This window comes from Leifsonia shinshuensis (genome assembly GCF_014217625.1).
GTDB lineage: Bacteria > Actinomycetota > Actinomycetes > Actinomycetales > Microbacteriaceae > Leifsonia > Leifsonia shinshuensis_A.
The window spans coordinates 3,505,621-3,531,632 of sequence record NZ_CP043641.1 but is presented as its reverse complement, the minus strand read 5'-3'; the positions used below and the strand labels follow the sequence as shown (position 1 = coordinate 3,531,632).

Here is a 26,012-nt window from a genome sequence, read left to right as displayed (position 1 = left end):
CGCATGTCCGACGACGACGTCACCGCTGCACTGAACCCCCGCCCCAAGATCACCGAGGTGGAGGCCCACGGGATCGACACCATCCCGGACGCCGACCGCACCTCGAACTGGCTCGACCTGGCCCGCATCCAGTTCGGCGGGGTGAACACCTTCGCGACGATCCTGCTCGGCACCTTCCCGATCGCGCTCGGGCTGTCGTTCTGGCAGGCCGTCGCCGCGACCGTGCTCGGCGTCGCCGTCGGCATCGCGTTCCTCGCGCCGATGGCGCTGTTCGGACCCAAGACCGGGACCAACAACGCGGTCTCCTCCGGCGCCCTGTTCGGCGTGCGCGGCCGGATCGTCGGCTCGTTCCTGTCGCTGCTGACCGCGATCGCGTTCTACTCGATCTCGGTGTGGGTGTCCGGCGACGCGATCGTCGGCGCGCTGACCCGGCTGGCGGGCGTGCCGGACTCGATCGGGCTGCGGCTCGGGATCTACGCGATCATCGGCCTGATCGTGATCGTCGTCGTGATCTACGGCTACCAGTTCATGCTTCTGGTCAACAAGGTCGCCGTGTTCGCGAACACCGCACTGATCCTGCTCGCCATCGTCGCGTACTCGGGCGTCTTCGACGCGGGCTACGACCCGGGCCCGAAGGCGCTGGCGATCGGCGGCGCGTTCTGGCCGACCTTCATCGCCGCCGCGCTCATCGTCATGGCCAACCCGATCTCGTTCGGCGCGTTCCTCGGCGACTGGTCGCGGTACATCCCGCGCGCGACCAAGCCGCGCAAGCTGATCGGCGCGACCATCCTCGGCCAGGGCCTCGGCCTCATCCCGCTGCTGTTCGGCGTCGCAACGGCGACCCTGGTGTTCGGCAAGTCGGACTACGTGGTCTCGCTCATCCACGTCTCCCCGCTCTGGTACGCGCTGCTGCTGCTCGTGGTCGCGTTCATCGGCGGACTGTCGACGGGCACGACCTCCCTCTACGGCACCGGCCTGGACTTCTCGTCGGTCGTCCCGCGGTTCAGCCGCGTGCAGGCGACGATCTTCATCGGGACCATCGCGTTCCTGTTCATCCTGGTCGGCCGGCTCGTGTTCGACCTGCTCGGGACCGTGAACGCCTTCGTCGGCGCGATCGTCGTCACCACCACCCCGTGGATGGTCATCATGACGATCGGCTACATCGTGCGGCGCGGGTTCTACGATCCGTCCGACCTCCAGGTGTTCAACCGCGGCGAGACGGGCGGCCGGTACTGGTTCGCGGCCGGCGTGAACTGGCGCGGGATGACCGCGTGGATCGTCGCCGCCGTCGTCGGTCTGCTGTTCGCCGACTACCCGCCGATCATCGTCGGGCCGTTCAGCGGTCTGGCGGGCGGCATCGACCTCAGCCTGCTGTCGAGCGTGGTCGTGGCGGGAGTCCTCTACGGCATCCTGCTCGCGATTTTCCCGGAGCCGCGCTACGTGTTCGGGCCGGACGGCCCCCGCGGTGTGCGCTCCGCCGACGCGGTCGTGCCGCCGATCCACCTGGACGAGCGCTCGGCGGCGGCGCGTGCGCACGCGCGCCGAGCAAAGGCGCAACCGCTGGAGGCACGCACGATCGAGGCGCCGGAGGCGGGAGCATGAGCGAGCAGGACGTCCTGGCCGCGGTCGACCGCATCGTCGACGACTTCGCCCACCACCGCCGCGACGCCTACTTCTCGGGCTTCGCCGACGACGCCACCTTCGTGCTGCACACGCATCCGGTCAGGCTGGAGTCGCGCGCCGAGTACGAGGAAGCCTGGGACGCCTGGGAGCGCGACGGCTTCCGGGTGCTCGGCTGCCGTTCGACCACGCGGCGCGTGCAGTTCGCCGGCGAGGACGTCGCGATCTTCACGCACGACGTCGAGACCGAACTCGCCGACGACGACGGCTCCACGACCGTGCGGGAACGCGAGACCATCGTCATGCAGCGCCGCGACGGCGCCTGGACGTGTGTGCACGAGCACCTGTCGCCCCGGGAGGAGTCCTAGATGCGGGTGATCGACCTGAGCCATCCCGTCCGCGGCGGGATGACGGTGTTCCCCGGCGACCCGGCGGTGAGCGTGGAACCGGCCGTGACGATCGCGGAGGCCGGCGTGAGCGTGCTGAGCCTCCATCTCGGCAGCCACACCGGCACGCACGTGGACGCGCCCTCGCACACCGTCGAGGGCGGCGCGACGATCGACGCGGTCGACCTCGGCCGGCTGATCGGGCCGGCGCGCGTGATCGACGTGAGCGGCCTCCCGCCGCGGACGCGGATCCACATGGAGGACGTGCGCGACGACCTGTCGGAGCTCGCGCCGGGGACCATCGTGCTCTTCCGCACCGGCTGGTCGGCGCACTTCGACGACCCGGACTACCTCGACCACCCGTTCCTGGACGCCGGCATCGCCTCCGCGCTGCTCGACGCGGGCGTGACCGTGGTCGGCGTCGACGCGCTCAATCCGGACGAGACGCCGCGCGACGACCCGGCCCCTGGCCTGCCGTTCCACGACGTGTTCCTCGGCGCGGGCGGGCTGATCGTCGAGAACCTGACCGGCCTCGACCGGATCACGGCGAGCGCGCCGCGGTTCATCGGGCTGCCGCTGCCGATCGCGGGCGGCGATGGGGCGCCGCTGCGGGCCGTCGTCGTGGAGGACTAGGCGGGGCCGACCCGAGCGGGAGCCGTCCCTCAGCCCTCGGCGTCCTCCGGTGCCACCCCCGCGTGCGCCCGCACCCGAGCCACCACCGGCCCGAGGGCGAACGCGGCGAGCAGCAGCACCACGATCCCAACCGCGAGCGGGACGCTCCCGCCGACGAGGGTCGGCAGATTCTGGAGAATGAGCACCAGGAAGAGCAGCAATCCCGCCAGCCCCAGCGCCGGCGCGACGGCGCGGCGCCAGAGCGAGACACCCGTGCCGCGGTTGCGGCCGAAGAAGACCAGTACGGCGACGCTCGTGATGCCGAGCAGCAGCACGATGCCGACCGAGGAGAAGCCGGCGAGCCACGTGTAGAACTGGTTGATCGGGTCGAGCCCGGTGACCACGCCGGCCAGGAGCAGCACGCCGACGACGACGCCGGTCGCGACCGACGCGCGGTGCGGCGAGCCGAGCCGGGCGTGGGCGTGACCGAGGCGCTGCGGGAGGGCGGCGCGGCCCGAGAGCGTGAACACGTACCGCGACACGATGTTGTGGAACGACAGGATGCAGGCGAACAGGCTGGTCACGAAGAGCACCTGGATGATGTGCTCGCCGACCGTCCCGAGGTACCGCTGGGTGACGTCCGCCAGCAGCGTGCCGCCGTGCGCCGTGGCGGTCGTGACGGCCTTCGAGTCGCCGACCGCGCTGATCAGCGCCCAGCTGGACAGCGCGTAGAAGACGCCGATGAGCACGAGCGACAGGTAGGTGGCGCGCGGGATGGTCCGGTCCGGGTCGCGCGCCTCGTCGCGGAACACCGCGGTCGCCTCGAAGCCGATGAAGCTCAGGATGGCGAACAGGATGCCGATGCCGGGCGCCCCGGAGAGGATCGCCGACGGCGTCACGATGCCGGTCGAGAGGCCCTCCGGGGTGCTGCCGCCGAAGACAATCACCGCGTCCAGCACGAGGACGATCAGCACCTCGGCGACGAGGAGGACCGCGAGTACGCGGCCGGAGAGCTCGATGTTCCGGTAGCCGAGGAAGACGACCACGCCGAACGCGACGGCGGCGTAGATCCACCACGGGATGCTCGGCACGCCGTAGGAGCCGAGCAGCGAACCCACCCCGGGTCCGATCAGGCCGAAGACCGCGGCCTCCAGCGTGATGTACGACAGCAGGGCGGCGAAGCCGGTGCCGAGTCCCGCCGCGCGCCCGAGGCTGCGGTCGACGTAAGAGTAGAACGCTCCCGCCGACTTCACGTACGGCGTCATGGTCGTGAAGCCGACGGCGAAGAGCAGCAGCACGACCGTGGCGATCACGAACGTGAACGGGAAGCCGGTGCCGTTGCCGATCGCGATGCCGAGCGGCACCGGGCCGCCGATGACACCGAGCGGGGAGGCCGCGGCGACGACCATGAACACGATCGAGGCGACGCCGAGGTTGCCGCGGAGCCGCGAACGGGCCGGGGCGGTGGCGGCGGTGCCGGTGGTGGTTGCGGGGGCGACGCTGGTCTGGTCTTCGATGGCCATCAGGGTTCTTTCGGGTGGAAGAAAGGTGCGGGGCGGGGACGGGTGTCAGCAGACAGTAGCGAGACGGCGGTGGCCGTGTCGCGGCGGGTTACCGAATGTTGCCGCGGGCGGCGTCAGAGCGCCGGCACGACGTCGTCGAGCGAGACCAGCGCAGCCGGATGCGGCTCCGACGGCCGCGCCGAGGCGCCGCCGAGCTTCTCTCGCAGCGTGCCGGGACGGTACGCGGTCTGGTAGCGTCCGCGGCGCTGCAGCTCGGGGACCAGCAGGTCCACCACGCCCTCGAAGGTCTCGGGCACCGCGGCCGCGGCCAGGTTGAAGCCGTCCACACCGGTCTCGTCGACCCACTCCTCGAGCGCGTCCGCGACGGTCTCCGCCGAGCCGGCGATGACCGGGCCGTCGCCGCCGATACGGGCGTACTCGGCGATCTCGCGCACGGTCCACTCGCGATCGGGGTCGGCCGCGCTGAACGCCTTCACCACCGACTGGATGGCGTTGGAGTCCTGGTCGCGCAGCACGGCATCCTCGTCCAGCGCGCTGAAGTCGATGCCGGTCCACCCGGACATCAGGGTCAGCGCGCCGACCCGGGAGGCCACCTCCAGGTACTCGTCCAGCCTCCGCCGCGCCTCGGCGTCGGTCTCGGCGACGATCACGGTCTGCTGGTTGATCACGGCGACCGAGGCGGCGTCGCGGCCGGCCGCGGACACGGCCTCCCGGAGTCCCGTGACCTGGCGCGCCAGGACCGTCTTGCTGGGCGCGGCGACGAAGACGTTCTCGGCGTGCTTCGCCGCGAACGCGAGCCCGCGCGCGGAGGCTCCGGCCTGGAACAGGAACGGCGTGCGCTGCGGGCTCGGCTCACTGAGGTGGATGCCGGGCACCCGGAAGAACTCGCCTTCGTGACGGATCGGCCGCACGCGCCCGGGGTCGGCGTAGACGCCGGACTCGGCGTCCGCGATCACCGCGTCGTCGTCCCAGCTCGCCTGCCACAGCTTGTAGACGACCTCCAAGTACTCCTCGGCGATCTCGTACCGGCGGTCGTGCGCCTCCTGGCCGCTCACACCGAGGTTCAGCGCTCCGCTGTTCAGGTAGGAGGTGACGATGTTCCAGCCGATGCGCCCGTTCGTCAGGTGGTCGAGCGTCGACATGCGCCGGGCGAACGGATAGGGATGCTCGAACGAGACGCTCGCGGTCACGCCGAACCCGAGGTGCTCCGTCGCCGCCGCCATCGCTGGGATCAGCTGCAGCGGGTCGTTGACCGGCACCTGGACGCCGCCGCGGAGCGCCGCATCCCTGCTGCCGCCGTAGACGTCGTACACACCGAGCACATCGGCCAGGAACACGGCGTCGATCAGCCCGCGCTCGAGCGTCTGCGCCAGCTCGATCCAGTAATCGAGGTCGAGGTAGCGGCGGGACTCGTCCCTGGGATGCCGCCAGAGCCCGGGCGAGAGGTGCCCGACCGTGTTCATCGTGAACGCGTTGAGCCGGATCTGCTGCGGCATGGCGGTCAGATCCAGGAGTGCCGCGCGGGCAGCGTGCCGTTGAGCGCGTAGTCACCGATGATGACCGGCTTCCAGCGCACCGGGTCGTGCAGCGTGTGGACGCGGGCATTGCGCCAGTACCGGTCGAGCGCCTTGGCGCCGAGGGTCGCGCGGGTTCCGCCCAGCTCGAGCAGTCGGGTGGAGGCCTCCAGCGACAGCTCGGTGGTCAGGACCTTGGCGCGCGCGACGGCGATGGAGGCCGCGGCCACGTTGGCCTCGTCGGCCGCGGGCTTGGCCGTGTCGATGGCCTCGCCGGCCTTCTCGGTGAGCGCCTCCGCAGCGGCGAGGTCGATGTCGAGGCGGCCGAGCCGCTCCAGGGTCAGCGGGTCCTTGGCCGCGGAGTCGACACCGCTGTCGATCCAGGGCCGCGCGACGCGGACGGCGTCGTGCGTCTCGCGGATCGCGCCGCGGGCGATGCCGAGGTCGATCGCGGCGGTGGTGAGCTGGGCGAACGGCCCGGCGATCGTCGGGTTCTCGTACTCGGTGTGCATCGGGAACACCCGGTCGGCCGGGACCCGCAGCCCCTCCAGCACGACCGAGCCGCTGGAGGTCGCGCGCTGGCCGAACGCCGACCAGTCGTCCACGACGGTCAGGCCGTCGGAGTCGCGCTCGGTGAAGACGAGTTGCTCGAGCCCGTCCTCGTCCACGGCGAGGACCGGGATCCAGTGCGCGTAGGCCGAACCGGTCGAGTAGAACTTGCTGCCGGTCACGACGACCTCGTCGCCGTCGTGCACGAGCCGGGTCTGGATCTCCGCCACGTTCTTGCCGCCGGCCTCCGAGAATGCGTTGGCGAAGCGCGCGCCAGAGAGCACGAGCCCGAAGAAGAACTCCTTCTGCTGCGGCGTGCCGGAGAGGCGGATGTCCTCCACCAAACAGAAGTGGTTCTGCGGGATCTGCCCGAGCGACGGCTCGACGGCGGACACCGTGGCGATGACGTCGGCGAGGGTCGCGTGCGACACCTCCGCACCGCCGTACTCGCGGGGAATGGTGATCGCCCACAGCCCGGTCGCGCTGAACGCGTCGACGATCTCAATCGGGATGCGCCGGTCGGCGTCGATCTGCGCGGCGTGCGGGCGCACGGTCTCTGCGAACGCGCGGGCGGCGGCGCGCGCCTCCGCGTCGGTCGCGATGACGCGAGCGGGCGCGACGGCGCTGGCGGGGCTGACGACGGTGTCGCTGGGCATGGTGCACCTCGGGAGGTCTCGGGACGGGTTGCGTTGCGCAGAACGCTATCGCCCGGCGGGGAGCGCCGGACGCACGCCCGAAATGCGCCGTAACCTGCCCCGCCTGGCGCCCGGCTGCGACAGGATGAGCGCATGGACCTGCCGTTCCTCTGGGTCGACGTGTTCGCCGACGAGCCGCTCACCGGCAACCCGCTCGCGCTGGTTCCCGACGCGGACGCGCTTACCGAGGCGCAACTGCGCGCGATCGCGCGCGAGTTCAATCAGTCCGAGACGACATTCTTGTGCCGCCCGACCGCCGCCGGGGCCGACGTGCGTCTCCGGTCGTTCACCCCGGCGGGCGTGGAGGTCGGCGGCGCCGGCCACAACGCGATGGGCGCCTGGATCTGGCTGGCCGGCTCCGGACGGCTCGATCCGGCGCGCGACCGGTTCGTGCAGCAGCTCGGCGGGGACCTCCTGCCGGTGACGGTCTCGCGTCTCGCCGACGGCAGGCCCGTGGTGACGATGGAGCAGTCCGCCCCGGTCTTCTCGCCGGCGGACGTCGGCTGCGAACGCCTGGCGCGCGCCCTCGGCCTCGACCCGGAGGGGCTCGCCCCGAGCCCTCGTCCGGAGGTCGGCTCCACCGGCGCCGCCCACCTTCTCGTGCGGGCGTCCGGCTCGGCGGCGGTCGACGCGGCCGCCCCGGACGCGGCCGCGCTGAAGGCGCTTCTGGCGGAGGCGGGCGGCGAGGGCTGCTATCTGTACGCGGTCGGGAGCGACGGCGAGGACGCCGACGCCCGGTTCTTCAACCCGACGGTCGGGATCGCCGAGGACCCGGCTACCGGCACGGCGGCGGGACCGCTGGCGGCCCTGCTCGTCCGCGACGGGTCGGCTCCGGCGGGGGATCCGGTGCGGATCCGCCAGGGGCGGGCCCTGGGCCGGCCGAGCCTTCTGACCGTCACGGTCGACGGAGAACGGGTCGCGCTGACCGGCTCGGGGGTCCTCTCCGCGTCCGGCGCCCTCCACCTCTGAGGCGCGTTACGCGGCGACGCGGCGGCCGCCGGCGGGGAACACCCGCGCGGCGACGAGGTTCCACAGCCCGGCGAACAGCAGCACGCCCGCGACGCCGTTGAGCACGCCGCCGACCACGTCCGTCCCGTAGTGGACCCCGACGTAGAGCCGCGACCACATGACGACGGCGACGAAGACGGCGCCCACCACGATGACGATCGTGCGGGCGAGCGTTCCGCGGCACACCATCGCCAGCGCCGTCACCAGGGCGGTGGCGAACACCACGTGGCCGCTCGGGTAGCTGAGCGTCGCGGGGTTCACGTGCAGGAGGTGGGTCAGCCCTGCGGTCGTGGGGCGTGGCTGGGCGACGACGGCCTTCACGGCCAGAGTGGTGAGCCAGCCGAGCCCGGTCACCACGACGGCGCCGAGGGCGAGCCGCCAGCCCTTCACGAACAGCAGGATCACGAAGGTGATCACGAGGATGACCGCGACGATCGTCGGCCTGTCGAGCTGGTCCAGCAGCAGCGCGACCTTGTCGAGCAGCGGCGAGTTCACCTTGTTGACCGCGGCGTCGAGCGAGTCGAAGCGCAGCGCGACGATCCACTTGGCGGCGAAGCCGAGCGCGAAGGTCAGGACGAACAGGACCACGGTCCAGACGATCCAGTGTCGGGGGATGCGGAGCTGGGCGGGCTTCACGAGAGGGGTCTCCTTTGTCGGGCGGACTCCTCAGTCAAGCACTTTTCGGCTCAGCAACCTCTAAGAGAGCACCCGGAAACGTTGCGCGTCTCTCAGGCGGAGCGCGTCAGGCCACGCGCGCTGGGCGCGTGTTCACGACCTCCACGTGCGCGTCGATGAACGTGTGGACGCTCTCGTGGATGTGGTACTGCGTGTGCGACAGCCGCGCCTCGTGCGACGCCACCAGCTCGCGGGCCGCCGCCCGGCGGGAGCGGACGCCGACCAGCGAGACGGTCGCGCCGATCACCACGGTCACCGCGAGCGCGACCGCCACCGCGTCGGCGAGCAGCAGCCAGCCGGCCGGGAGGTGCGCCGACGCCGCGAAGCCCGTCGCGGCCGCGATCGCCGCCAGGAGTGCGACGGAGACCAGGACGGTCCGGCGCGCGAGCGACCAGCGGCTCGAGGCGAGCAGCGCGGAGGCCGCGACGATCTCGCGCTCCTGCTGGCGGCGGCGTTCCTTGGCCCAGTGCAGGTCGCGCTCGTGGCGGCGGGCGAGCCGCTGCGCGTCGTCGTGGGCGCGGTCGTAGGAGGTGTGGTGGTTCACAGACGTGTCCTTCGGGTAGACGTGACTGTCTCGGGTGGGGTGGTGCTGCTTGCGAGGCGGCGGGCGCGCGGCGTCCGCGGGCGATTGCTAGGTCAGTGCGTGGGCGTCGTGACGACGGTCGGGGAGCTCGAGGTCGACGGGAACGACGACACCGAGCCGAGCGTCGGCGCCGGGCCGAAGGCCGGGGCGGAGACGACGGGCGCCGGCGCAGGAGCGGGCGGCGGAGTCAGGGCGACGACGGGGGCGAGTGCCGGGGACGAGGGGGTCGCCGGGGCGACGGGCGCGGAGGCGGTCTCGGTGTCGGCGGAGCGGCGACCGCTCGGGGCCGGCAGCGACTCCGGTGCGCGCAGGCCGATGTCGGAGAGGGTGCCGTCCGTCCAGCCGGCGCGCTGAGCGACCTGCCAGGCGGAGACGTAGTCGGCGATGGCGCTGTCGAGGTCGTTGAGCCGCTTGGCGAGCTCGCGGACGGCGTCGAGGCGGGCGGTGATCTCGTGCTCGAGGAGCACGTGCGCGCGCTCGGCGGCCTTCTCGGGATCGACGGTGGTGCCGTTCGAGGGGTTCACAATGACGTCCTTCCGCTTGGTTCGGGTCGGGGCAAAAGGCGGTGGAACTGCGACGCTTCGGTGCGTCAGGGCGAGCATAGCCAGAAAGAACGTTCTGTGGGTCGTTTGGAGGACACGAATCTGTCCCCCAATCCGGGCGACACGGGAGCGGCGTGTCGGCGCGCTCCGAGCGCGGCGCAGGCGGGCTAGGGGCGCAGCAGCACCTTGCCGGAGCGGCCGGAGCGGGTGGCGACCTCCACCGCCTCCCGGACCTGGTCGAACCCGAACACGGCCTCCACCGGCAGCGTGATCGCACCCGTCGCCGCGGCGCGGATGAGTTCGCCGAACAGCTCGGCGCGCTTCCCCGGCTCCATCGAGGCGCTCACCTTGCTGCCCCAGAAGCCCGTGACCGCGATCTGCCGGAAGATGACATCGCCGGACGGAATCCGCATGGGCTCGCCGCCGGTCGAGCCGAACGACACCAGCGTGCCGCCGTCGGACAGGAGACCCGTGAGGTCGCCGCTCGCGTCGCCGCCGACCGAGTCGACCGCGACCGCGATGGGCGCGCCGTCCGCGAGGTCGCGCACGCGCTCGCGCCAGTCGTCGCCGGCGGTCGCGACCAGGTTCGGGATGCCCTGTGCTGCGAGCGCGTCGGCGTCGTGCTGGCGCCGGACGATCCCGATGACCTTCTCGTCGCGGGTCGCCGCGAACTGGGCGAGCAGCCGCCCGACCGCGCCGTTCGCCGCGTTCTGGAGGATGACCTCCCCCGGTTTCACGTCGAGCGAGTCGAGCAGGCTCAGAGCGCTGAACGGCATCGCGACCAGCTGGGCGGCCACCTCGTCGGAGAGCCCGTCCGGCACCGGGATGAGCGCCCCGGCCGGCGCGACGAACGCCTCGGCCCAGACCCCGAAGGTCCCGCCCGTGACCACGCGCTGCCCGACGCTGAGCGCCGTGACCCCGTCGCCGACCGCGTCCACGACGCCCACAGCCTCGGTGCCAGCACCCGCCGGCAGCGCCGGCTTGAAGCCGTACGTGCCGCGGATGGTCCACAGGTCGTGGTTGTGGATGGGCGAGAGGACGGTGCGGACGCGCACCTGCCCCGCCCCCGGTTCGGGGAGCGGCCGCTCCTCCACCTTCAGGACCCGTGCCGGGTCGCCGAACTCGTCCTGGACGATCGCGCGCATGGGGTCCATGCTAGGTCGCCCGATGGGCGGCCCGCCAGGAGTGGGCGCAAGCAGCGGCGATGGGCGAGGTTCGGCTGGACTCCGCCCTTGTCCTCAGGCGGTGCCCGCCCCCGCGAACGCCTTCTCCAGCAGCCCGTCGTACTCGCGCTTGGCGTCGTCGTGCACGCGCGCGCCGTCGGCGGTGATGCCGACGAACAGCGCGCGCCGGTCGTAGTCGCAGGTGCTCCGCTCCACGAGGCCCGCCTTCACGAGGCGCTCGACGACGCGGGAGAGTGCGCTCTGGGTCATCGGGGTGAGGTCCACGAGGTTGCGCATGGTGCACGACTCGTTCGCGTAGCCGGCGACCAGGTCGAGCACTTCGTACTCGCTGAGGCCGAGCTGGTGGGTCTGCTGGAGGGTGCGCTCGAGCTCGGCGGCGGTGCTGAGGTAGAGGCCCTGCAGCTCGCGCCAGCGGGCCGAGACGTCGACCGGTTCGTTCACGGGTGCAATGATACGCTCGCTTCCTTGCGAACTACATGAATGTGCATACTTTGCTGACACAATCTATTCCGTGTCATAGACTTTGGCTCGTGCTGAACTCCGACACCGCCTCCCGCCCCGCCGTCCGGCCGTCACCGAACCCGTCCCCGGCCGGCTCCGCCCCGGCCGTCCGCTGGAGCCGCGCCCGCTGGCTGCTGCTCTTCGCCACCTGCATCGTCATCGCCCTCGACGGCCTCGACGTCTCGATGGTCGGCGTCGCACTCCCCTCGATCGGCAAGGAGCTCGGCCTCCAGCCCGGCGCCCTGCAGTGGATCGTGTCGGGCTACGTGCTCGGCTACGGCAGCCTCCTGCTGCTCGGCGGACGCCTGGCCGACCTGCTCGGGCGGCGCACCGTGCTCCTGGTCGCGCTCAGCGTCTTCACCGTCGCCTCCCTCGCCGGCGGGCTCTCGATGGACGCCGGCCTCCTGATCGCCAGCCGGTTCGTCAAGGGCGTCGCAGCCGCGTTCACCGCCCCGGCGGCGTTCTCGCTGATCACGACCAACTTCGAGGAGGGGCCGGAGCGCAACAAGGCCATCTCGATCTTCACGACCTTCGCCGCGAGCGGCTTCTCGCTCGGCCTCATCATGAGCGGCCTGATGACGTCGCTGAGCTGGCGCTGGACGTTCCTCTTCTCCGTCCCGCTCGCCGTGCTCGCGCTGGTGCTCGGGTTCCTGTTCGTGCCGAAGGACGCCCGCGAGCGCGGCGCCGGCCACGACGTCGTCGGCGCGATCCTGCTGGCGGCCGGGATGCTGCTGCTCGTCTACACCGTGGTCTCCGCGCCCGGCGCCGGCTGGGGCTCGCTGCCGACGGTCCTCGGCTTCGTGGTCGCCGGTGTGCTGCTCGCCGCGTTCGTGGTCCTGGAGTTGCGGGTGCGGCATCCGCTGATCCGGTTCGGGATCTTCCGGGTCGCGTCGGTGCTGCGCGCGAACCTCACCGCGATCACGCTGTTCGGCTCGTACGTGTCGTTCCAGTTCGTGCTCACGCTCTACCTGCAGGACGTCCTCGGCTGGTCGCCGCTCGCCATGGCGCTCGCACTGCTGCCGACCGGACTGGTCGTGGTCGCGAGCGCCCCGTTCACGGACCGCCTGATCGACCGCTTCGGGCCGACCACGCTGATCGTGGTCGGGCTCGGCTCGCTCTCCGCGGGCTACCTGCTGTTCCTCCGGCTCGGCACCGCCCCGGTCTACTGGCTCGACGTGCTGCCTCCGGTCGTGCTGCTCGGCGTCGGCTTCGGCGTCGGCTTCCCGTCCATCCAGGTGCAGGCGACGACGGGCGTCCACGACGACGAGCAGGGCCTCGCGGCCGGACTGGTGCAGACCAGCGCCCAGGTCGGCGGCGCCCTCGCACTGGCGGTGACGACCGCGCTGATCGCGGGAGGCCCGTCCGCGGGAGCCGGGTCGCACGACCCGGCCGGCCTGGCGGAGCAGCTCGCGCACTACCGACCGGGGCTGTACCTGAGCGCGGGGCTGGCGCTGGCCGGCCTCCTCATCGCGGCGCTGCCCCGGCGACGGCGGCGGACCGCAGTGGAGTCCGCCCCGGCCGAGCTCTGACGGGAGGCGTCACGCCCCGCCCTCCGCTCGGGGCGTGACGCCGGTCAGCGCTCCTCCACCGGTCCGCTCAACGCCGGCGGCGCCACCCGGAACAGCCGCGTCCGCCACAGCAGATAGCCGAGGCCGATCGCCACCCACACGGCGCCGACGATCATCGCGCTCGGCTCCAGGCTGAACCACAGCGCCACGTTGACCGCGACCCCGAGCGCCGGCAGCACCACGAAGCCGAGGGCCGGTCGCCAGCCGCGCTCCTTGACGAACCGGATGTAGGTGAAGATCACCGACAGGTTGACGAAGATGAACGCCACGAACGCGCCGAAGTTGATCAGGGAGGCCGCGCGGCTGAGGTCGAGGAAGACGGCCGAGCACGCGAGCGCCGCGATCAGCAGCACGTTCCCGGCCGGGACGCCCGCCTTGTTGAGCCGGCCGAAGAACCGCTTCGGCAGCGCGCCGTCCCGGCCCATCGCGAACAGAAGGCGCGCCGCGCTCATCTGCTGCGTGATCCCGCAGCCGAGCACGGCCACCATGTAGCCGCCGATGAAGAGCGCCTGGAACGCCGCCCCGCCGATGTACTTCGCGATCTCCGGGGACGCCCCGACGATATTGCCGACGGTGGACACATCCGGGAACAGCACCTGCATGACGTACGTGACGCTCACGAAGAACAGCCCGGCGACGCCGACGATGATGAGGATCGCGCGCGGGATGTCCCGGCGCGGGTGCTCGGCCTCCTCGGCGAGCGTGCTCACCGCGTCGAAGCCGAGGAACGACAGCGCCAGGATCGCCGCGCCCGACGCGATCGCGCCCGCGTCGATCCCCGGCGACAGGAACGGCGTCATCGAGAAGTGCGCGCCGTTCGCGCCCTCCACGATGTTCTTGATCGTGAGCCCGACGAACGCGACCGCGACGACCACCTGGATGACGACCAGGATCACATTGACCTTGGCCGCGATCCGCACGCCGATCAGGTTGAGCGCGGTGCAGACCACGATGGTGGACAGGATCCACACCCACGACGGCACCTCCGGGAACGCCGCCGTCATGTAGATCGCCGACAGCAGCGCGTTGATCATCGGCAGCAGCAGGTAGTCGAGCGTCGCCGCCCAGCCGACCAGGAAGCCGAGGTGCGGGTTGATCGCCTCGCGGGTGTACGTGTAGGCGGAGCCGGCGCGCGGGTAGAAGCGCACCATCTTGGCGTAGCTGAGCGCCGTGATGAGGACGGCGACGAGCACCAGCAGGTACGAGAGCGGGACGTGGCCGTGCGTGATGTCGGCGACGATCCCGAAGGTGTCGAAGACAGCGAGCGGCGCCATGTAGGCGAGGCCCAGGAACACGATGTGTCGGAGGGTGAGGCTGCGGCGCAGGCCGGCGGCCTCCAGGTCGTCGGGCGTCTCGGCGGTGCGGGCGGGGGAGATGGCGGGGTCGAGCTGGGACATCGGGTGGATCCTTTCGCGACGGTGGGAAGGAACGGAGAGGGGTGGGAGGTCGCGGGTGCGACGCCTGCCGCGTGGTGCGCGGAGCGGGTGAGGCGGGCGGCCTCCCTAGTGCCCCGCCGCCGAGCAGTGCGCGAGCGCCCCGAACTGCTCGGGAGCGGGCGCGTCCCGGTCGGCGTCGTGGACGATCTCGCCGCCGACGACGGTCAGTGCCGCCCGCTGCTCCAGCAGCGCGGCCGGGTCGCCCTCGTGCTCGTACAGGTCGTCCGACCAGGCGACGACATCGGCCGCCGCGCCGACCCGCAGCACCCCCCGGTCGTCCTCCGCGTGCCACGCCCACGCCCCCTCGCGCGTGTAGCCGCGGATCGCGTCGTCCAGGCCGATCCGCTCGGCGGGCGTCCAGGCGTCGCGGCCGTCGAGGCCGGCGCGGGTGAGCGCCGAGTAGAAGCCGACGAGCGGGTCCATCTCGCCGACCTGCCAGTCGCTGGACAGCGCGACGTGCGCGCCCGACTCCATCAGCGAGCGGAGGCGCCAGGCACGGTCCCAGCGCTGCTCGCCGACGTTCTCCATCCAGGTGCCCGCGACCAGGTCGGGCGAGCAGTGCCGTGGCTGCATCGCGGCCGTGATGCCGTGCGCGGCGAAGCGCGGGAGGTCGTCCGGGTGCAGGCACTCCACGTGGACGATCCCGTGCCGGCGGTCGCGGGTCCCGTTCGTCCGGGCGGCGGCCTCGATCGCGTCGAGGGCCAGGCGGATGCCGCCGTCCCCGGTCGCGTGGGTGTGGGTCTGGAAGCCGAGCCGGTCGAGCTCGGCGACGATGCGGGTCAGCTCCCCGACCGGAGCGGACGGGTGCCCGCGGTGGCCGGGACGGTTCGCGTAGTCGTCGAGCATCCACGCCGTGTGCGGCTCGATCACGTCGTCCGCGTAGAGCTTGACCGGGCCGAAGCGCAGCCGGTCGTCCGCGGGGGCGCCGTCGACGGCCTCCCGCAGCTCGCGCCGGAAGGCCGCGTCCGCGTCGATCGGGTGGAACAGCGCGGCGATCACCCGCGAGCTCAGCAGCCCGCGCTCGCGCGCCCGGTCGAGGAGGCCGATCTCCGCGAGCGGCACCTGCGGCTCCACCACCGTGGTGATCCCGGACGCGGTCGCCAGGGCGAGGCTGCCGAGCAGGCGGCGGTAGCGGCGCTCGGGCGAGTAGAGCGGGATGTCGCGCTGCAGGCCCGCGAGGCCCGCGGTGGTCATCGCGCTGGTGTAGAAGTCGGTGACCCAGCCCGTCGGCCGGCCGTCCTCGTCGCGCTCCGGGCGGCCCCACGGGATGTCGCCGCCGTGCGCGATGCCGAGCGACCGCAGCGCCGCGTCGTTGAGCCAGACCGAGTGCTGGTCGTACGTGGTGACGAACACCGGGCGCTCCGTCAGCCCGGCGAGGTCGGCGGCGTTCGGGCGGCGACCGGGGACGATCGAGTAGACGGCGTTCTCCGCGCAGATCCAGTCGAGCTCGGGGCGGCGGTCGGCGAGGTCGCGGATGCGGCGGCGGACCTCCTCCAGGGTCTCTGCGCCCTCCAGGCTCACCGCGTCGGGGTCGAAGCCGAGCAGGAGGTGGTTGTGGCTGTCGATGATGCCGGGGGTGACGAGCGCGCCGCCGAGGTCGCGCGTCTCGCGGGCGGCCGGAGCCTCGGCTGCTGGCCCGACGTAACTGATCCGGCCGCCGGTGACCCCGACCGCTTCGGCCCACGGCTGCGCGTCGTCGAAGGTCCTGACCCGGGCTCCGGTGAGCAGGAGGTCGGCGGTGCGTGGTGCGGTCATGGTGTTCCCATCGACGGTGAAGAGAATTCTTTGACACTTGCGTCAAAGAATTCCACGAGTGTGCCACGCCTCCGCGAGAGGTGTCAAGCGAGCCCGGCCGTCGCCCGCCGGTAGGGTCGACTCATGGCCCGGCCGAAGAAGCAGGATGAGCGCCGCGCCGACCTCATCGAGGCGGCGCTCAGCGCGGTCGGCGAGCGCGGCCTCCGCTCGCTCTCGCTGGCCGATGTCGCGGCCAAGGCCGGGCTCACCCGGGGCGCGATCCTCTACTACTACGAGGACCTCGATCAGCTCCTCGTCGAAGCCCATCGCGCCGGCCTCGAACGGTTCTGCGACCACCGGGATGCGGTGGTCGCCGGCATCCCCGAACCGCAGCTCCAGCTCGCCGCCGCCATCCGGGAAGGTCTGCCGAGCGGCCCGGACGACGCGCTGATGCGGCTGCTCTACGAGTTCGACGTGTTGGCGGGGACCTCCACGCTGCACGACGAGCTGGTCGAGCGGATGTACCTCCGGCAGCTCGCGACCTACACCGGCATCCTGGAGCGCGGGGCCGCGGCGGGCGTCTTCGCGCCGGCGCTCCCGGTCGAGACCCTGGCGATGAACCTGGTCGCTCTGGAGGACGCCTACGGCCTCCACATCGTCGCGGGCAACAGCCTGATCACCGTCGCGAGCGCGGAGGCGGCCATGCGCGCCGCGGCCTCCGGGCTGGGCGCACCCACTGAACTGGGCGCACCCACTGAGCCAGGCCCACCCACTGAGCCGGGCGCCCCGGCCGATCTCTGAGCGCACGGCCTAGGCTGGCCGCATGACACGATGGGGCATCCTCGGCACCGGCTGGATCGCGGGCGCGATGACCGCCGACCTGCAACTGCACGGGCACACCGTCACCGCCGTCGGCTCGCGGGCCGACGACTCGGCCGCGCGGTTCGCCGCCGCCCACGGCATCCCGCGCTCGCACGGCAGCTACGAGGCCCTCGTCGCGGACCCCGAGGTGGACGTCGTCTACATCGCGACTCCGCACCCGCAGCACGCGCCGAACGCCCTGCTGGCGCTGGCCGCGGGCAAGCACGTCCTAGTCGAGAAGCCCTTCACCATGAACGGCGCGGAGGCCGAGAGCATCGCGGCCGCCGCGCGCGCCACCGGCCTGGTCGCCCTGGAGGCGATGTGGACGCGCTGGCTCCCGCACATGCGCCGCCTGCACGAGATCATCGCGGACGGCACGATCGGGGAGGTCCGCACCGTCATCGCGCACCACGCCCAGCGCGCGAGCGCGGACCCGGCCGGGAGGCTGCTGAACCCGGCGCTCGGCGGTGGAGCCCTCCTCGACATGGGCGTCTACCCTGTCTCGTTCGCGTGGGACGTGCTCGGCGAGCCGACCGCCGTCCAGGCCCTCTCCACGCCGACGGCGACCGGAGTCGACCGGCAGACGTCGATCCTGCTGGGCCACGCGGGAGGAGCCCAGTCGGTGCTGACTTGCGGGCTCGACGGGCGCGGCAGCAACGGCGCCGTCGTGGTCGGCACCGAGGCCCGGATCGAGCTGGCCCCGTTCTTCTTCTCGCCGACCGTGCTGCGGGTGCTCGACCCGGAGGACCGCGAGCTCGAGCGCTTCGAGGCGACCGTCACCGGCCGCGGGATGCAGTACCAGGCGGAGGCCATGGAGCGCCTGATCGCCGTCGGCGGCGAGGACCCCCGAATGCCGCTCGCCCAGACCGTAGCGATCATGGGCACCCTAGACGAGATCCGCACCCGCATCGCCCTCCACTACTGACGTCGAGGGGCACCTAGACGCCCCAAAAACCGCGTTTTAGGGGCGTTTAGGTGCCCCTCGATCAATCTGCGGACGCGCTGGATCAGTACAGCAGGACTGTGGAGGTCGTTGGCGGTCACGCGGATCATCCGCCAGCCGAGGTCCTCCACGCGCTCGCGGCGCCGGATGTCCTTCTGCCAGGTCTGCCGGTCGACGCGGTGGATGTCGCCCTCGTACTCCACGGCGATGCGCGAATGCGGATACGCCAAGTCGATGCGAGCGACGAACACACCGGACCGATCCCGCAACTCGTGGTTCAGCACGGGCGCGGGGAGACCGGCATCGGCCAGCACGAGCCGAAGCCGCGACTCGCCGGGAGACTCGGAGCCGATGCGGATCGACTCGAGCGCTTCCTTGGCGCGACCGACTCCTCGCCGCCCTGGTGCTGCCGCGATGGCCCGGGCGAGTGAGATGCGGTCGGCGAGCGGCGAATCGCCGCCGACGAGGAAGTCGCCCGCGACGACCAGCGCATCGCGGTGGAGCAGTTGTGCGAGGTCGAGCCAGGTCTGTTCAGGAGTGGTCACGGGGAGCTCGCCGATCATCCAGGTCTCCCACTGCGTGAGCTTGTGCCCGACGAAGCCACGGACCGCCGGCGCGCGACCAGGAGCGCGCACGGTGACGTGGATGCGCTCATCCACTCGCGGCAGGGGCAGCCCGTAGAGCGTCGCCGCCGTCGTGTGACTGAACGCGAAGTCGAGCTTGCGATGCAAGGCGTATGCCCGGCAGCGCGCGAGGAGGCCGTCCGTTTCCGGCGTCAGACGCGTTCCACGGACCGGAGTGAGCAGGTCTGGTCCCCGCAGGCGCTTCCTACTCACGCCGTGTCCGGTCGCCTGAGCGACGGTGAATGTGTCGCCCCGGAGGGCCACGGGAAGGGGAGCGCGCTGTCGTGGCATGCCCGCCACCCTGCCAGACGGGACAAGCCCTGCCACAGTTATCCACAACCCACTCCGTCGAGGGGCACGTAAACGCCCCTAAAACGGCGTTTTAGGGGCGTTTACGTGCCCTTCGGCGAAGGGGCTACGCGGGCGGGGCGGTGCTGGCGCGGCGGATGAGCCGCGTGGGGAGGCGGATGTGGGTCGGGTCGGGCTCCTCGCCCGCCATCAGCGCCACAACCAGCTCGGCCGCGGCCGCGCCCAGCCGCCCCATCGGCTGCCGGATCGTCGTCAGCGGCGTCGAGTACCGTGACGCCTCCGGGATGTCGTCGAAGCCGACCACCGACAGGTCGCGCGGCACCTCCAGCCCCAGCTCGTGCGCCACCTCGATGACCACGATCGCGGACAGGTCGTTGGCGGCGAAGATCGCGCTGGGCCGCTCTGGCGCCGCGAGCAGCCGCCTGGCCGCCTCCCGCGCGCTCTCCTGCTCGTAGTTGCCGACGCCGACGATGGCCGGGTCGAACGGGATGCCGGCCTCCGTCAGCGCCCTCCGGTAGCCCGCGTCGCGCGCGGCCGACGAGCGCAGGTCCGGCCGGCCGGCGACGAAGCCGATCCGGCGGTGGCCGAGCCCGATCAGGAAGTCCACGGCGCTGCGCGCTCCCCCGAAGCTGTCCGACTCCACGGTCGGGAGGTCGGCGCGGCCGGTGTGCGGGTCGACCGCGACGATCGGGACGTCCGCGTTCACGTTGACCACCGTCGGCGTCACCATGATCACGCCGTCGATCAGCGTGCCGCTCAGCCGGCTGAGCGAGCGGCGCTCCCAGCCCTCCGGCGCGAGCTGGCGCGAGCCGCTGTAGGCGAGGAGGTCGTAGCGGGACTCCGCGAGCGCAGCGCCGACGCCCTTCAGCACCTCGGCGCTGAACGGCTCGAAGTCGGCCACCAGCACGCCGATCACGCCGGTCTGCCGCGAGCGCATGCTCGACGCGACGAGGCTCGACTCGTAGCCGAGCTCCTCCACGACCTGGAGCACGCGCTCGGCGGTGTGCGACGCGACGCCGTAGCGGCCGTTGACCGCCTTGGACACGGTCGCAGCGGACACTCCGGCCGCCTCGGCCACGTCGTTGATGGTTGGACGCCGTCCCATGACCGAGCAGCGTAGCAGCTTGGAAAAGGATTTCGAAAAGGATTTCGAAAACGTTTGACACTCCCAGATGGCCTTGCGACACTGACGTGGTCCGGTCAGCCTCCCGGACCCGACGAGTCCCAGCTCCGGCCCCAGGCGAGAGGCTTCGCCCGGCCGGACGCCCCAGGCACGGACTTCCGTCATCAGGCATCGCGAATCCGCGGATGCCGCTCAACGAAGAGAACAGGTTGGAATCACATGAAAGCCAAGAAGCTCCTCATCGGAGCAGCTGTCCTGGCAGCGGGCTCGCTCGCGCTGACCGCGTGCAGCGGCACCTCCTCCGACAGCTCCAGCAACAGCAAAGTGACCATGTCGCTGTGGCAGAACTCGACGACCGGCCCCGGCCAGCAGTACTGGAAGGACGCGATCGCAGCCTTCGAGAAGGCGAACCCGAACGTCACGATCAAGATGCAGTCGATCCAGAACGAGGACCTCGACGGCAAGCTGCAGACCGCGCTCAACTCGGGTGACGCCCCCGACATCTTCCTGCAGCGCGGCGGCGGCAAGATGGCCGCCATGGTCCAGGCCGGCCAGCTGATGGACCTGACCGACAAGGTCTCGTCCGACACCAAGAAGGTCATCTCCTCCGGCTCGTTCAAGGCCGAGACCTACCAGAACAAGGTCTACGCGATGCCGCTCTCGGTCCTCCCTGGCGGCCTCTTCTACAGCCAGGACCTCTTCAAGGCGGCAGGGATCACCGGAGCTCCCAAGACCATCGACGACCTCAGCGCCGACGTCCAGAAGCTGAAGGCCACGGGCGTCGCCCCGATCGCCCTCGGCGCCAAGGACGCCTGGCCCGCCGCGCACTGGTTCTACTGGTTCGCGCTCCGCGAGTGCTCCGGCACGACGATGGAGAAGACGGCCGACTCGAAGAGCTTCTCGGACGGCTGCTGGCTGAAGGCCGCTCAGGACCTGGAGGACTTCGCCGGCCAGAAGCCGTTCAACGACGGCTTCCTGACCACCTCCGCCCAGCAGGGCGCCGGCTCCTCCGCCGGTCTGGTCGCCAACCACAAGGCCGCCATGGAGCTCATGGGCGCGTGGGACCCGGGCGTGATCGCCTCCCTCACTCCCGACCAGAAGCCCCTCGCCGACCTCGGCTTCTACCCGTTCCCGGAGCTCTCCAGCGCCGGCAAGGGTGAGCCCGGCTCGATCATGGGCGGCGTCGACGGCTACTCCTGCTCGGCCAAGGCTCCGAAGCAGTGCGCCGACTTCCTGAACTTCATCGCGACGACCCCGCAGCAGATCGCCTACTACAAGGCCTTCAACTCGCCGCCGGTCAACACCGACGCTCAGAAGGAGGTCACCGAGCCCTACCTGAAGGACGTCCTCGCCGCCTACAACAAGGCGCCGTACGTCTCGCAGTGGCTGGACACGGTCCTCGGCCAGAACATCGGCAACGCGCTGAACGTGGCCGTGGTCGACATGCTCGCCGGCAAGAGCGACGCCAAGGGCCTGATCCAGGCCGCGAACGACGCCGCGAAGAAGGGCTGAGAGGCCCGATAGTGAGCAACACCCGCGAGTCAACCTCGACCGAGCACGTGTCGACGGCGGATCTCGCGCAGCACGACGGGAGCGGCGCCACCGCGTCGCTCCCGTCGCAGCCGCGCCGCCGCCGCGGCGCGGGCTGGGGCCTCGGCGCCGAGATCCTCCTCCTGGCCGGCCCCGCCGTCATCGTCTTCCTGGCCTTCGTGATCTTCCCGGTCGTGATGGCCGCCTACTACGGCTTCTTCCGCTGGGCGGGCTACGGCACCCCCACCGACTTCGTCGGACTCCAGAACTACGCCGTCATCCTCACCGACCCCGCCTTCCTGGCGGCGCTCGGCCACAACGCCTTCATCGTGGTGATGTCCATCGTCATCCAGGGCCCGATCGCCATCCTCCTCGCGCTCCTGCTCAACCGCAGGATGAAGGGGCAGTCGATCATCCGCGTGCTGATCTTCGTGCCCTACGTGATCTCGGAGGTCGTGGTCGGCACGGGCTGGAGCCTGATGCTCGCCACCAACGGCGCGCTCAACGGCTTCCTGCACAACGTCGGCCTCGGCTTCCTGGCGCACGACTGGCTGTCCGACCCGAACATCGCCATCTGGACCCTGATGGCCATCCTGACCTGGAAGTACGTCGGCTTCGCCGTCATCCTCTTCCTCGCCGGCCTGCAGGGCATCCCCGAGGAGCTCTACGAGGCGGCAGCGCTCGACGGCGCGTCGTACTGGCAGATCCAGCGCAGGATCACCCTGCCGCTGCTCGGCCCGACGCTGCGGATCTGGGCGTTCCTCTCGATCATCGGCGCCCTCCAGCTGTTCGATCTCGTCTACATCATCTGGGGCCAGTACGTCGCCTCCACCGCGGGCACCTCCACGATGGCGACCTACATGGTCGCGAACGGCCGCAACGCCGGCAACTACGGCTACGGCAACGCCGTCGCCGTCGTGATCTTCCTCATCTCCCTGATCGTCGCGCTGATCTACCAGCGCTTCGTCCTCCGCCGCGACACCGCAGGCGCCGTGACCACGGCGAAGAAGGCCGAGCGCACGAAGGGCCGCAGGAACGCGGCCGCGAAAGAAAGGACGGCGTGATGACAACCCTCACCGTCTCCAACCGCGCCGCGCGCCGCGCCGAGCGCAAGAACCTCCCCTGGGGCTCGCCCGCCGTCTACTTCATCGCGCTCATCGTGATCGCCCTGATGATCGTGCCGATCGCGTACATCATCATCGGCGGCTTCCGGACGAACTCGCAGATCACGGTCGATCCGGCCGGCTTCCCGAACCCGTGGAACGTGGCGAACTACGTGGACGTGTTCACCGGCGGAGTCTTCTGGAGCCAGGTCCTCAACTCGACGATCACCGCCCTCGTCACCACGATCGGCGCGGTCGCGCTCGGGCTGATGGCCAGCTACGTGCTCGCCCGGTACACCTTCCGGGGCAGCGGGTTCCTCTACGCGCTGTTCGCCGCCGGGCTGATGTTCCCGATCACCGTCGCGATCACGCCGCTCTACATCGTGGTGCGCAACCTCGGCCTGATGAACTCGCTCGCCGGCGTCATCATCCCGCAGATCGCGTTCGCGCTGCCGACGACCATCATCATCCTGGTGCCGTTCCTGCGGGCGATCCCCGACGAGATCCAGGAGGCCGCCTTCATCGACGGCTGCAGCCGGCTCGGGTTCTTCTTCCGGATGGTACTGCGCCTCTCGCTCCCCGGCGTGATCACGGTCGGCATCCTGGCCTTCATCGCCAGCTGGAACAGCTACCTGCTGCCCCTGTTCATCCTCAACGACCAGGCGACCTTCACCCTGCCGCTCGGCGTGCAGGCGTTCTCGTCGCAGTACGCCACCGACACCTCTAAGGTGCTGGCCTTCACGTCGCTGTCGATGATCCCCGCGCTGATCTTCTTCAGCCTGTTCGAGCGCCGCATCGTCGGCGGTCTCACCGGTGCGGTCAAGGGCTGAGCCCGGCTCCCGCGGCGTTCCCGACACGTTCCCGTACCACCCGTATGCAGGAAAGAAGCATGACTACCACTGACAACCTCCCCACCGTCTCCGAACGCGTGCGCGACCTGCACGCCCGGATGACCCTCGACGAGAAGCTCGCGCAGATCGTCGGCTACTGGGTCGACAAGGGCGAGGACAACGTCGCCCCGCTCGACGGCGAGATGACCACCGGCCAGAGCTACGAGGACGCCACCGCCCAGGGCATCGGCCACCTCACCCGCGTGTACGGCACGCGACCCGTCGACCCCGTGGAGCGCGCCTCCTGGCTCTGGTCGGAGCAGCGCCGGCTGCGCGAGCAGACCCGGCTCGGCATCCCCGCGCTCGTGCACGAGGAGTGCCTGACGGGCCTGGCGGCGTGGAAGGCCGCGACCTTCCCGACGCCGCTCGCCTGGGGCGCGGCCTTCGACCCGGAGCTCGTGGAGGAGATGGGGGCCGCGATCGGCGCCTCGATGCGCGAGCTCGGCATCCACCAGGGCCTCGCGCCGGTGCTCGACGTCATCCGCGACCCGCGCTGGGGCCGCGTGGACGAGTGCATCGCCGAGGACCCGTACGTCGTCGGCACGATCGGGACCGCCTACGTGCGCGGGCTCCAGTCGTCGGGCGTGCACGCCACGCTCAAGCACTTCGTCGGCTACTCGGCGTCGCAGGCCGGGCGCAACCACGCCCCGGTGCACGCCGGGACGCGGGAGGTGCGCGACACTCTGCTGCCTCCGTTCGAGATGGCGGTCCGCGACGGCGGCGTCCGCTCGGTCATGAACTCCTACGCGGAGATCGACGGCGTGCCCGTCGCCGCGAACCCCGCCTACCTCACCGGCGTCCTCCGGGACGAGTGGGGCTTCGACGGCACCGTCGTCGCCGACTACTTCGCGGTCGCGTTCCTGCACACCATGCACCGCGTCGCGGCCGACCGCGGCGAGGCGGCGGAGCTCGCCCTCGCGGCGGGCATCGACGTCGAGCTGCCGACCGGCGACGCCTTCCTCGCGCCGCTGGCCGAGCGCATCCGCGCCGGCCTCGCCGACGAGGCGCTGGTCGACCGGGCCGTGCTGCGCCTGCTCGCGCAGAAGGAGGAGCTCGGCCTGCTGGACGAGACCTTCGACACCCCGCCGGCCTCCGTCGACCTCGACTCGCCGGAACACCGCGCGCTCGCGCTGCGCCTGGCCGAGGAGTCGCTGGTGCTGCTCACCAACGACGGCGCCCTCCCGCTCGAGGGCGACCGCGCCGCCGCCCGGATCGCGGTGGTCGGCCCCAACTCCGACGCCGCCGAGGCGCTGATGGGCTGCTACTCGTTCGCCAACCACGTGCTCGCCCACCACCCGGAGGTCCCGCTCGGGTTCGAGCTGCCGTCGGTGCTGGAGGGGCTGCGCGAGGAGTTCCCGGCGGCCGATCTCGTCCACGCCCGCGGCTGCGACGTGGAGGGCGACGACCGCTCCGGCATCGTCACCGCCGTGAGCGCCGCCGCCGACGCCGACGTGGCCGTGGTCGTCGTCGGCGACCGCGCCGGCCTGTTCGGCCGCGGCACCGTCGGCGAGGGCAACGACGTCGAGAGCCTGGAACTGCCGGGCGTCCAGCGCGAGCTGGTCGAGGCCGTCGTCCGCACCGGCACACCGACGGTCGTCATCGTGCTCTCCGGCCGCCCGTACGCGATCGACTGGGCGATCACCGGCCCGGACGCCCCGGCGGCCGTGCTGCAGGCGTTCTTCCCGGGCGAGGAGGGCGGCCGCGCCATCGCCGCCGTGCTCTCCGGCCGCGTGGCCCCCAGCGGCCACCTCCCGGTGTCCCTGCCGCGGTCGGCCGGCGCGCAGCCGTTCTCATACCTGCACCCGCTGCTCGGCGGACCGTCGGACGTGACGAGCGCCGACAGCACGCCGGTCCTCCCGTTCGGCCACGGCCTGAGCTACACGACCTTCGAGCGGACCGCGCTGGAGGCCGACGCCTCGGTCGCCGCCGGCGGCGAGTTCTCGGCGCGCGTGACCGTCCGCAACAGCGGCGAGCGCGCGGGCACCGACCTGGTGCAGCTGTACGCCCGCGACGTGTTCGCGAGCGTCACCCGCCCGGTCGCGCAGCTGCTCGGCTACGCACGGGTCACGCTGGAGCCGGGCGAGGAGGTCGAGGTCTCCTTCCAGGTTCCGACCGCGCGACTGGCGTTCACCGGCCTCGACGGCGTGCGCATCGTGGAGCCGGGCGACGTGGAGCTGTGGGTCGGCCCGTCCTGCGCCTCCCGCGAGACGGAGACCCGCATCGCGCTGACCGGCCCGAAGCACGCGGTCACCCCGGCCGACGGCCGCCTGGTGCGCGCCACGGTCGCCGCCCCCGCCCCTGCTCCGACCGTCTGAGCCGCCCCCTCCGCGGCCGCCGGGTTCGGGTTCCCGGCGGCCGCGCCCCTCCCTCCCACAACCCACCCCCCTCCGCGAACGGAGGAGATCCGCCCTCCCCGCAGCCGGATCTCCTCCGTTCGCTGCGTTTTCGGGGCGCATTCCCTCCCATCTCCTCCGTTCCCGACACGCCGCTCCCAGCGCTA

At 71.5% G+C, this 26,012-nt stretch carries 23 protein-coding genes; 11 read left to right on the top strand and 12 right to left on the bottom strand.

Going from position 1 to position 26,012, the window contains the following annotated elements; all coding sequences use genetic code 11:
- The first annotated feature begins 3 nt into the window (after positions 1 to 3).
- From F1C12_RS17160 to F1C12_RS17150, 3 genes are read left to right on the top strand one after another with little or no spacing between them, the layout of a single operon-like run.
- On the top strand, positions 4 to 1,602 hold the full coding sequence (locus F1C12_RS17160; RefSeq protein ID WP_185276094.1) for a purine-cytosine permease family protein: 1,599 nt from the start codon (positions 4 to 6) through the stop codon (positions 1,600 to 1,602).
- The gene (locus F1C12_RS17155; protein WP_185276093.1) at positions 1,599 to 1,988 is read left to right on the top strand and encodes a nuclear transport factor 2 family protein; all 390 of its coding nucleotides are present in this window, start codon (positions 1,599 to 1,601) and stop codon (positions 1,986 to 1,988) included. The genes F1C12_RS17160 and F1C12_RS17155 overlap by 4 nt, the downstream gene beginning before the upstream one ends.
- Positions 1,989 to 2,639 carry a cyclase family protein gene (locus F1C12_RS17150; protein WP_185276092.1) on the top strand — a complete coding sequence of 217 codons (651 nt, stop codon included), beginning with the start codon at positions 1,989 to 1,991 and terminating at the stop codon, positions 2,637 to 2,639. It begins immediately after the preceding gene.
- A gap of 29 nt (positions 2,640 to 2,668) precedes the next feature.
- Here the strand turns inward: F1C12_RS17150 and F1C12_RS17145 are convergent, their stop codons facing one another.
- The 3 genes from F1C12_RS17145 to F1C12_RS17135 form a co-directional block, all read right to left on the bottom strand.
- On the bottom strand, positions 2,669 to 4,141 hold the full coding sequence (locus F1C12_RS17145; protein ID WP_185276091.1) for an APC family permease: 1,473 nt from the start codon (positions 4,139 to 4,141) through the stop codon (positions 2,669 to 2,671).
- Positions 4,142 to 4,254: 113 nt separating this feature from the next.
- A complete protein-coding gene (locus F1C12_RS17140) occupies positions 4,255 to 5,637 on the bottom strand; it encodes an LLM class flavin-dependent oxidoreductase (protein ID WP_185276090.1) in 1,383 nt (460 codons plus the stop codon).
- A gap of 5 nt (positions 5,638 to 5,642) precedes the next feature.
- Complete coding sequence (locus F1C12_RS17135) at positions 5,643 to 6,860, bottom strand: SfnB family sulfur acquisition oxidoreductase (RefSeq protein WP_185276089.1); 1,218 nt, start codon at positions 6,858 to 6,860, stop codon at positions 5,643 to 5,645.
- Positions 6,861 to 6,992: 132 nt separating this feature from the next.
- On the opposite strand from F1C12_RS17135, the gene F1C12_RS17130 reads away from it, so the two are divergent.
- Positions 6,993 to 7,868: a PhzF family phenazine biosynthesis protein gene (locus F1C12_RS17130; RefSeq protein WP_185276088.1), complete on the top strand. Its 876-nt coding sequence runs from the start codon at positions 6,993 to 6,995 to the stop codon at positions 7,866 to 7,868.
- Between the two features lie 6 nt (positions 7,869 to 7,874).
- On the opposite strand, the gene F1C12_RS17125 is transcribed toward F1C12_RS17130, so the two are convergent.
- The 5 genes from F1C12_RS17125 to F1C12_RS17105 all read right to left on the bottom strand — a co-directional run bounded on the left by F1C12_RS17125 (position 7,875) and on the right by F1C12_RS17105 (position 11,332).
- Positions 7,875 to 8,543, bottom strand: a complete 669-nt coding sequence (locus F1C12_RS17125) for a phosphatase PAP2 family protein (RefSeq protein WP_185276087.1) — start codon at positions 8,541 to 8,543, stop codon at positions 7,875 to 7,877.
- Between the two features lie 106 nt (positions 8,544 to 8,649).
- Positions 8,650 to 9,126, bottom strand: coding sequence for a hypothetical protein (locus F1C12_RS17120; RefSeq protein ID WP_185276086.1), 477 nt, complete (start codon positions 9,124 to 9,126; stop codon positions 8,650 to 8,652).
- Between the two features lie 92 nt (positions 9,127 to 9,218).
- Positions 9,219 to 9,689, bottom strand: a complete 471-nt coding sequence (locus F1C12_RS17115; protein WP_185276085.1) for a hypothetical protein — start codon at positions 9,687 to 9,689, stop codon at positions 9,219 to 9,221.
- A gap of 185 nt (positions 9,690 to 9,874) precedes the next feature.
- On the bottom strand, positions 9,875 to 10,852 hold the full coding sequence (locus tag F1C12_RS17110) for a zinc-binding dehydrogenase (protein ID WP_185276084.1): 978 nt from the start codon (positions 10,850 to 10,852) through the stop codon (positions 9,875 to 9,877).
- A gap of 93 nt (positions 10,853 to 10,945) precedes the next feature.
- Positions 10,946 to 11,332, bottom strand: a complete 387-nt coding sequence (locus F1C12_RS17105; RefSeq protein WP_185276083.1) for a MarR family winged helix-turn-helix transcriptional regulator — start codon at positions 11,330 to 11,332, stop codon at positions 10,946 to 10,948.
- Between the two features lie 89 nt (positions 11,333 to 11,421).
- Here F1C12_RS17105 and F1C12_RS17100 point away from each other — a divergent pair, with 89 nt between their 5' ends.
- On the top strand, positions 11,422 to 12,921 hold the full coding sequence (locus F1C12_RS17100) for an MFS transporter (RefSeq protein ID WP_258045963.1): 1,500 nt from the start codon (positions 11,422 to 11,424) through the stop codon (positions 12,919 to 12,921).
- Between the two features lie 44 nt (positions 12,922 to 12,965).
- On the opposite strand, the gene F1C12_RS17095 is transcribed toward F1C12_RS17100, so the two are convergent.
- The gene (locus F1C12_RS17095) at positions 12,966 to 14,357 is read right to left on the bottom strand and encodes an APC family permease (RefSeq protein ID WP_185276081.1); all 1,392 of its coding nucleotides are present in this window, start codon (positions 14,355 to 14,357) and stop codon (positions 12,966 to 12,968) included.
- A gap of 105 nt (positions 14,358 to 14,462) precedes the next feature.
- Positions 14,463 to 16,151: an amidohydrolase gene (locus F1C12_RS17090; RefSeq protein ID WP_185276080.1), complete on the bottom strand. Its 1,689-nt coding sequence runs from the start codon at positions 16,149 to 16,151 to the stop codon at positions 14,463 to 14,465.
- A gap of 123 nt (positions 16,152 to 16,274) precedes the next feature.
- Here F1C12_RS17090 and F1C12_RS17085 point away from each other — a divergent pair, with 123 nt between their 5' ends.
- Together F1C12_RS17085 and F1C12_RS17080 are read left to right on the top strand one after the other, a co-directional pair.
- Positions 16,275 to 16,931, top strand: a complete 657-nt coding sequence (locus F1C12_RS17085) for a TetR/AcrR family transcriptional regulator (RefSeq protein WP_185276079.1) — start codon at positions 16,275 to 16,277, stop codon at positions 16,929 to 16,931.
- A gap of 22 nt (positions 16,932 to 16,953) precedes the next feature.
- On the top strand, positions 16,954 to 17,916 hold the full coding sequence (locus F1C12_RS17080; RefSeq protein WP_185276078.1) for a Gfo/Idh/MocA family protein: 963 nt from the start codon (positions 16,954 to 16,956) through the stop codon (positions 17,914 to 17,916).
- Here the strand turns inward: F1C12_RS17080 and F1C12_RS17075 are convergent.
- Positions 17,910 to 18,665 carry a hypothetical protein gene (locus F1C12_RS17075; RefSeq protein ID WP_185276077.1) on the bottom strand — a complete coding sequence of 252 codons (756 nt, stop codon included), beginning with the start codon at positions 18,663 to 18,665 and terminating at the stop codon, positions 17,910 to 17,912. The two genes, F1C12_RS17080 and F1C12_RS17075, sit on opposite strands and share 7 nt — an antisense overlap.
- A gap of 307 nt (positions 18,666 to 18,972) precedes the next feature.
- On the bottom strand, positions 18,973 to 19,971 hold the full coding sequence (locus F1C12_RS17070; protein WP_185276076.1) for a LacI family DNA-binding transcriptional regulator: 999 nt from the start codon (positions 19,969 to 19,971) through the stop codon (positions 18,973 to 18,975).
- 237 nt (positions 19,972 to 20,208) lie between these two features.
- Here F1C12_RS17070 and F1C12_RS17065 point away from each other — a divergent pair, with 237 nt between their 5' ends.
- Genes F1C12_RS17065 through F1C12_RS17050 form a run of 4 tightly spaced genes read left to right on the top strand, consistent with a single transcriptional unit; the run spans position 20,209 to position 25,827 of the window.
- Positions 20,209 to 21,501: an ABC transporter substrate-binding protein gene (locus F1C12_RS17065; RefSeq protein ID WP_185276075.1), complete on the top strand. Its 1,293-nt coding sequence runs from the start codon at positions 20,209 to 20,211 to the stop codon at positions 21,499 to 21,501.
- Positions 21,502 to 21,548: 47 nt separating this feature from the next.
- Positions 21,549 to 22,583: a carbohydrate ABC transporter permease gene (locus F1C12_RS17060; protein ID WP_374939581.1), complete on the top strand. Its 1,035-nt coding sequence runs from the start codon at positions 21,549 to 21,551 to the stop codon at positions 22,581 to 22,583.
- Positions 22,583 to 23,452, top strand: a complete 870-nt coding sequence (locus F1C12_RS17055; RefSeq protein WP_185276073.1) for a carbohydrate ABC transporter permease — start codon at positions 22,583 to 22,585, stop codon at positions 23,450 to 23,452. Before F1C12_RS17060 ends, F1C12_RS17055 begins: the two co-directional genes overlap by 1 nt.
- Positions 23,453 to 23,511: 59 nt before the next feature.
- A complete protein-coding gene (locus tag F1C12_RS17050; RefSeq protein WP_258045962.1) occupies positions 23,512 to 25,827 on the top strand; it encodes a beta-xylosidase/alpha-l-arabinosidase in 2,316 nt (771 codons plus the stop codon).
- Positions 25,828 to 26,012 lie beyond the last annotated feature (185 nt).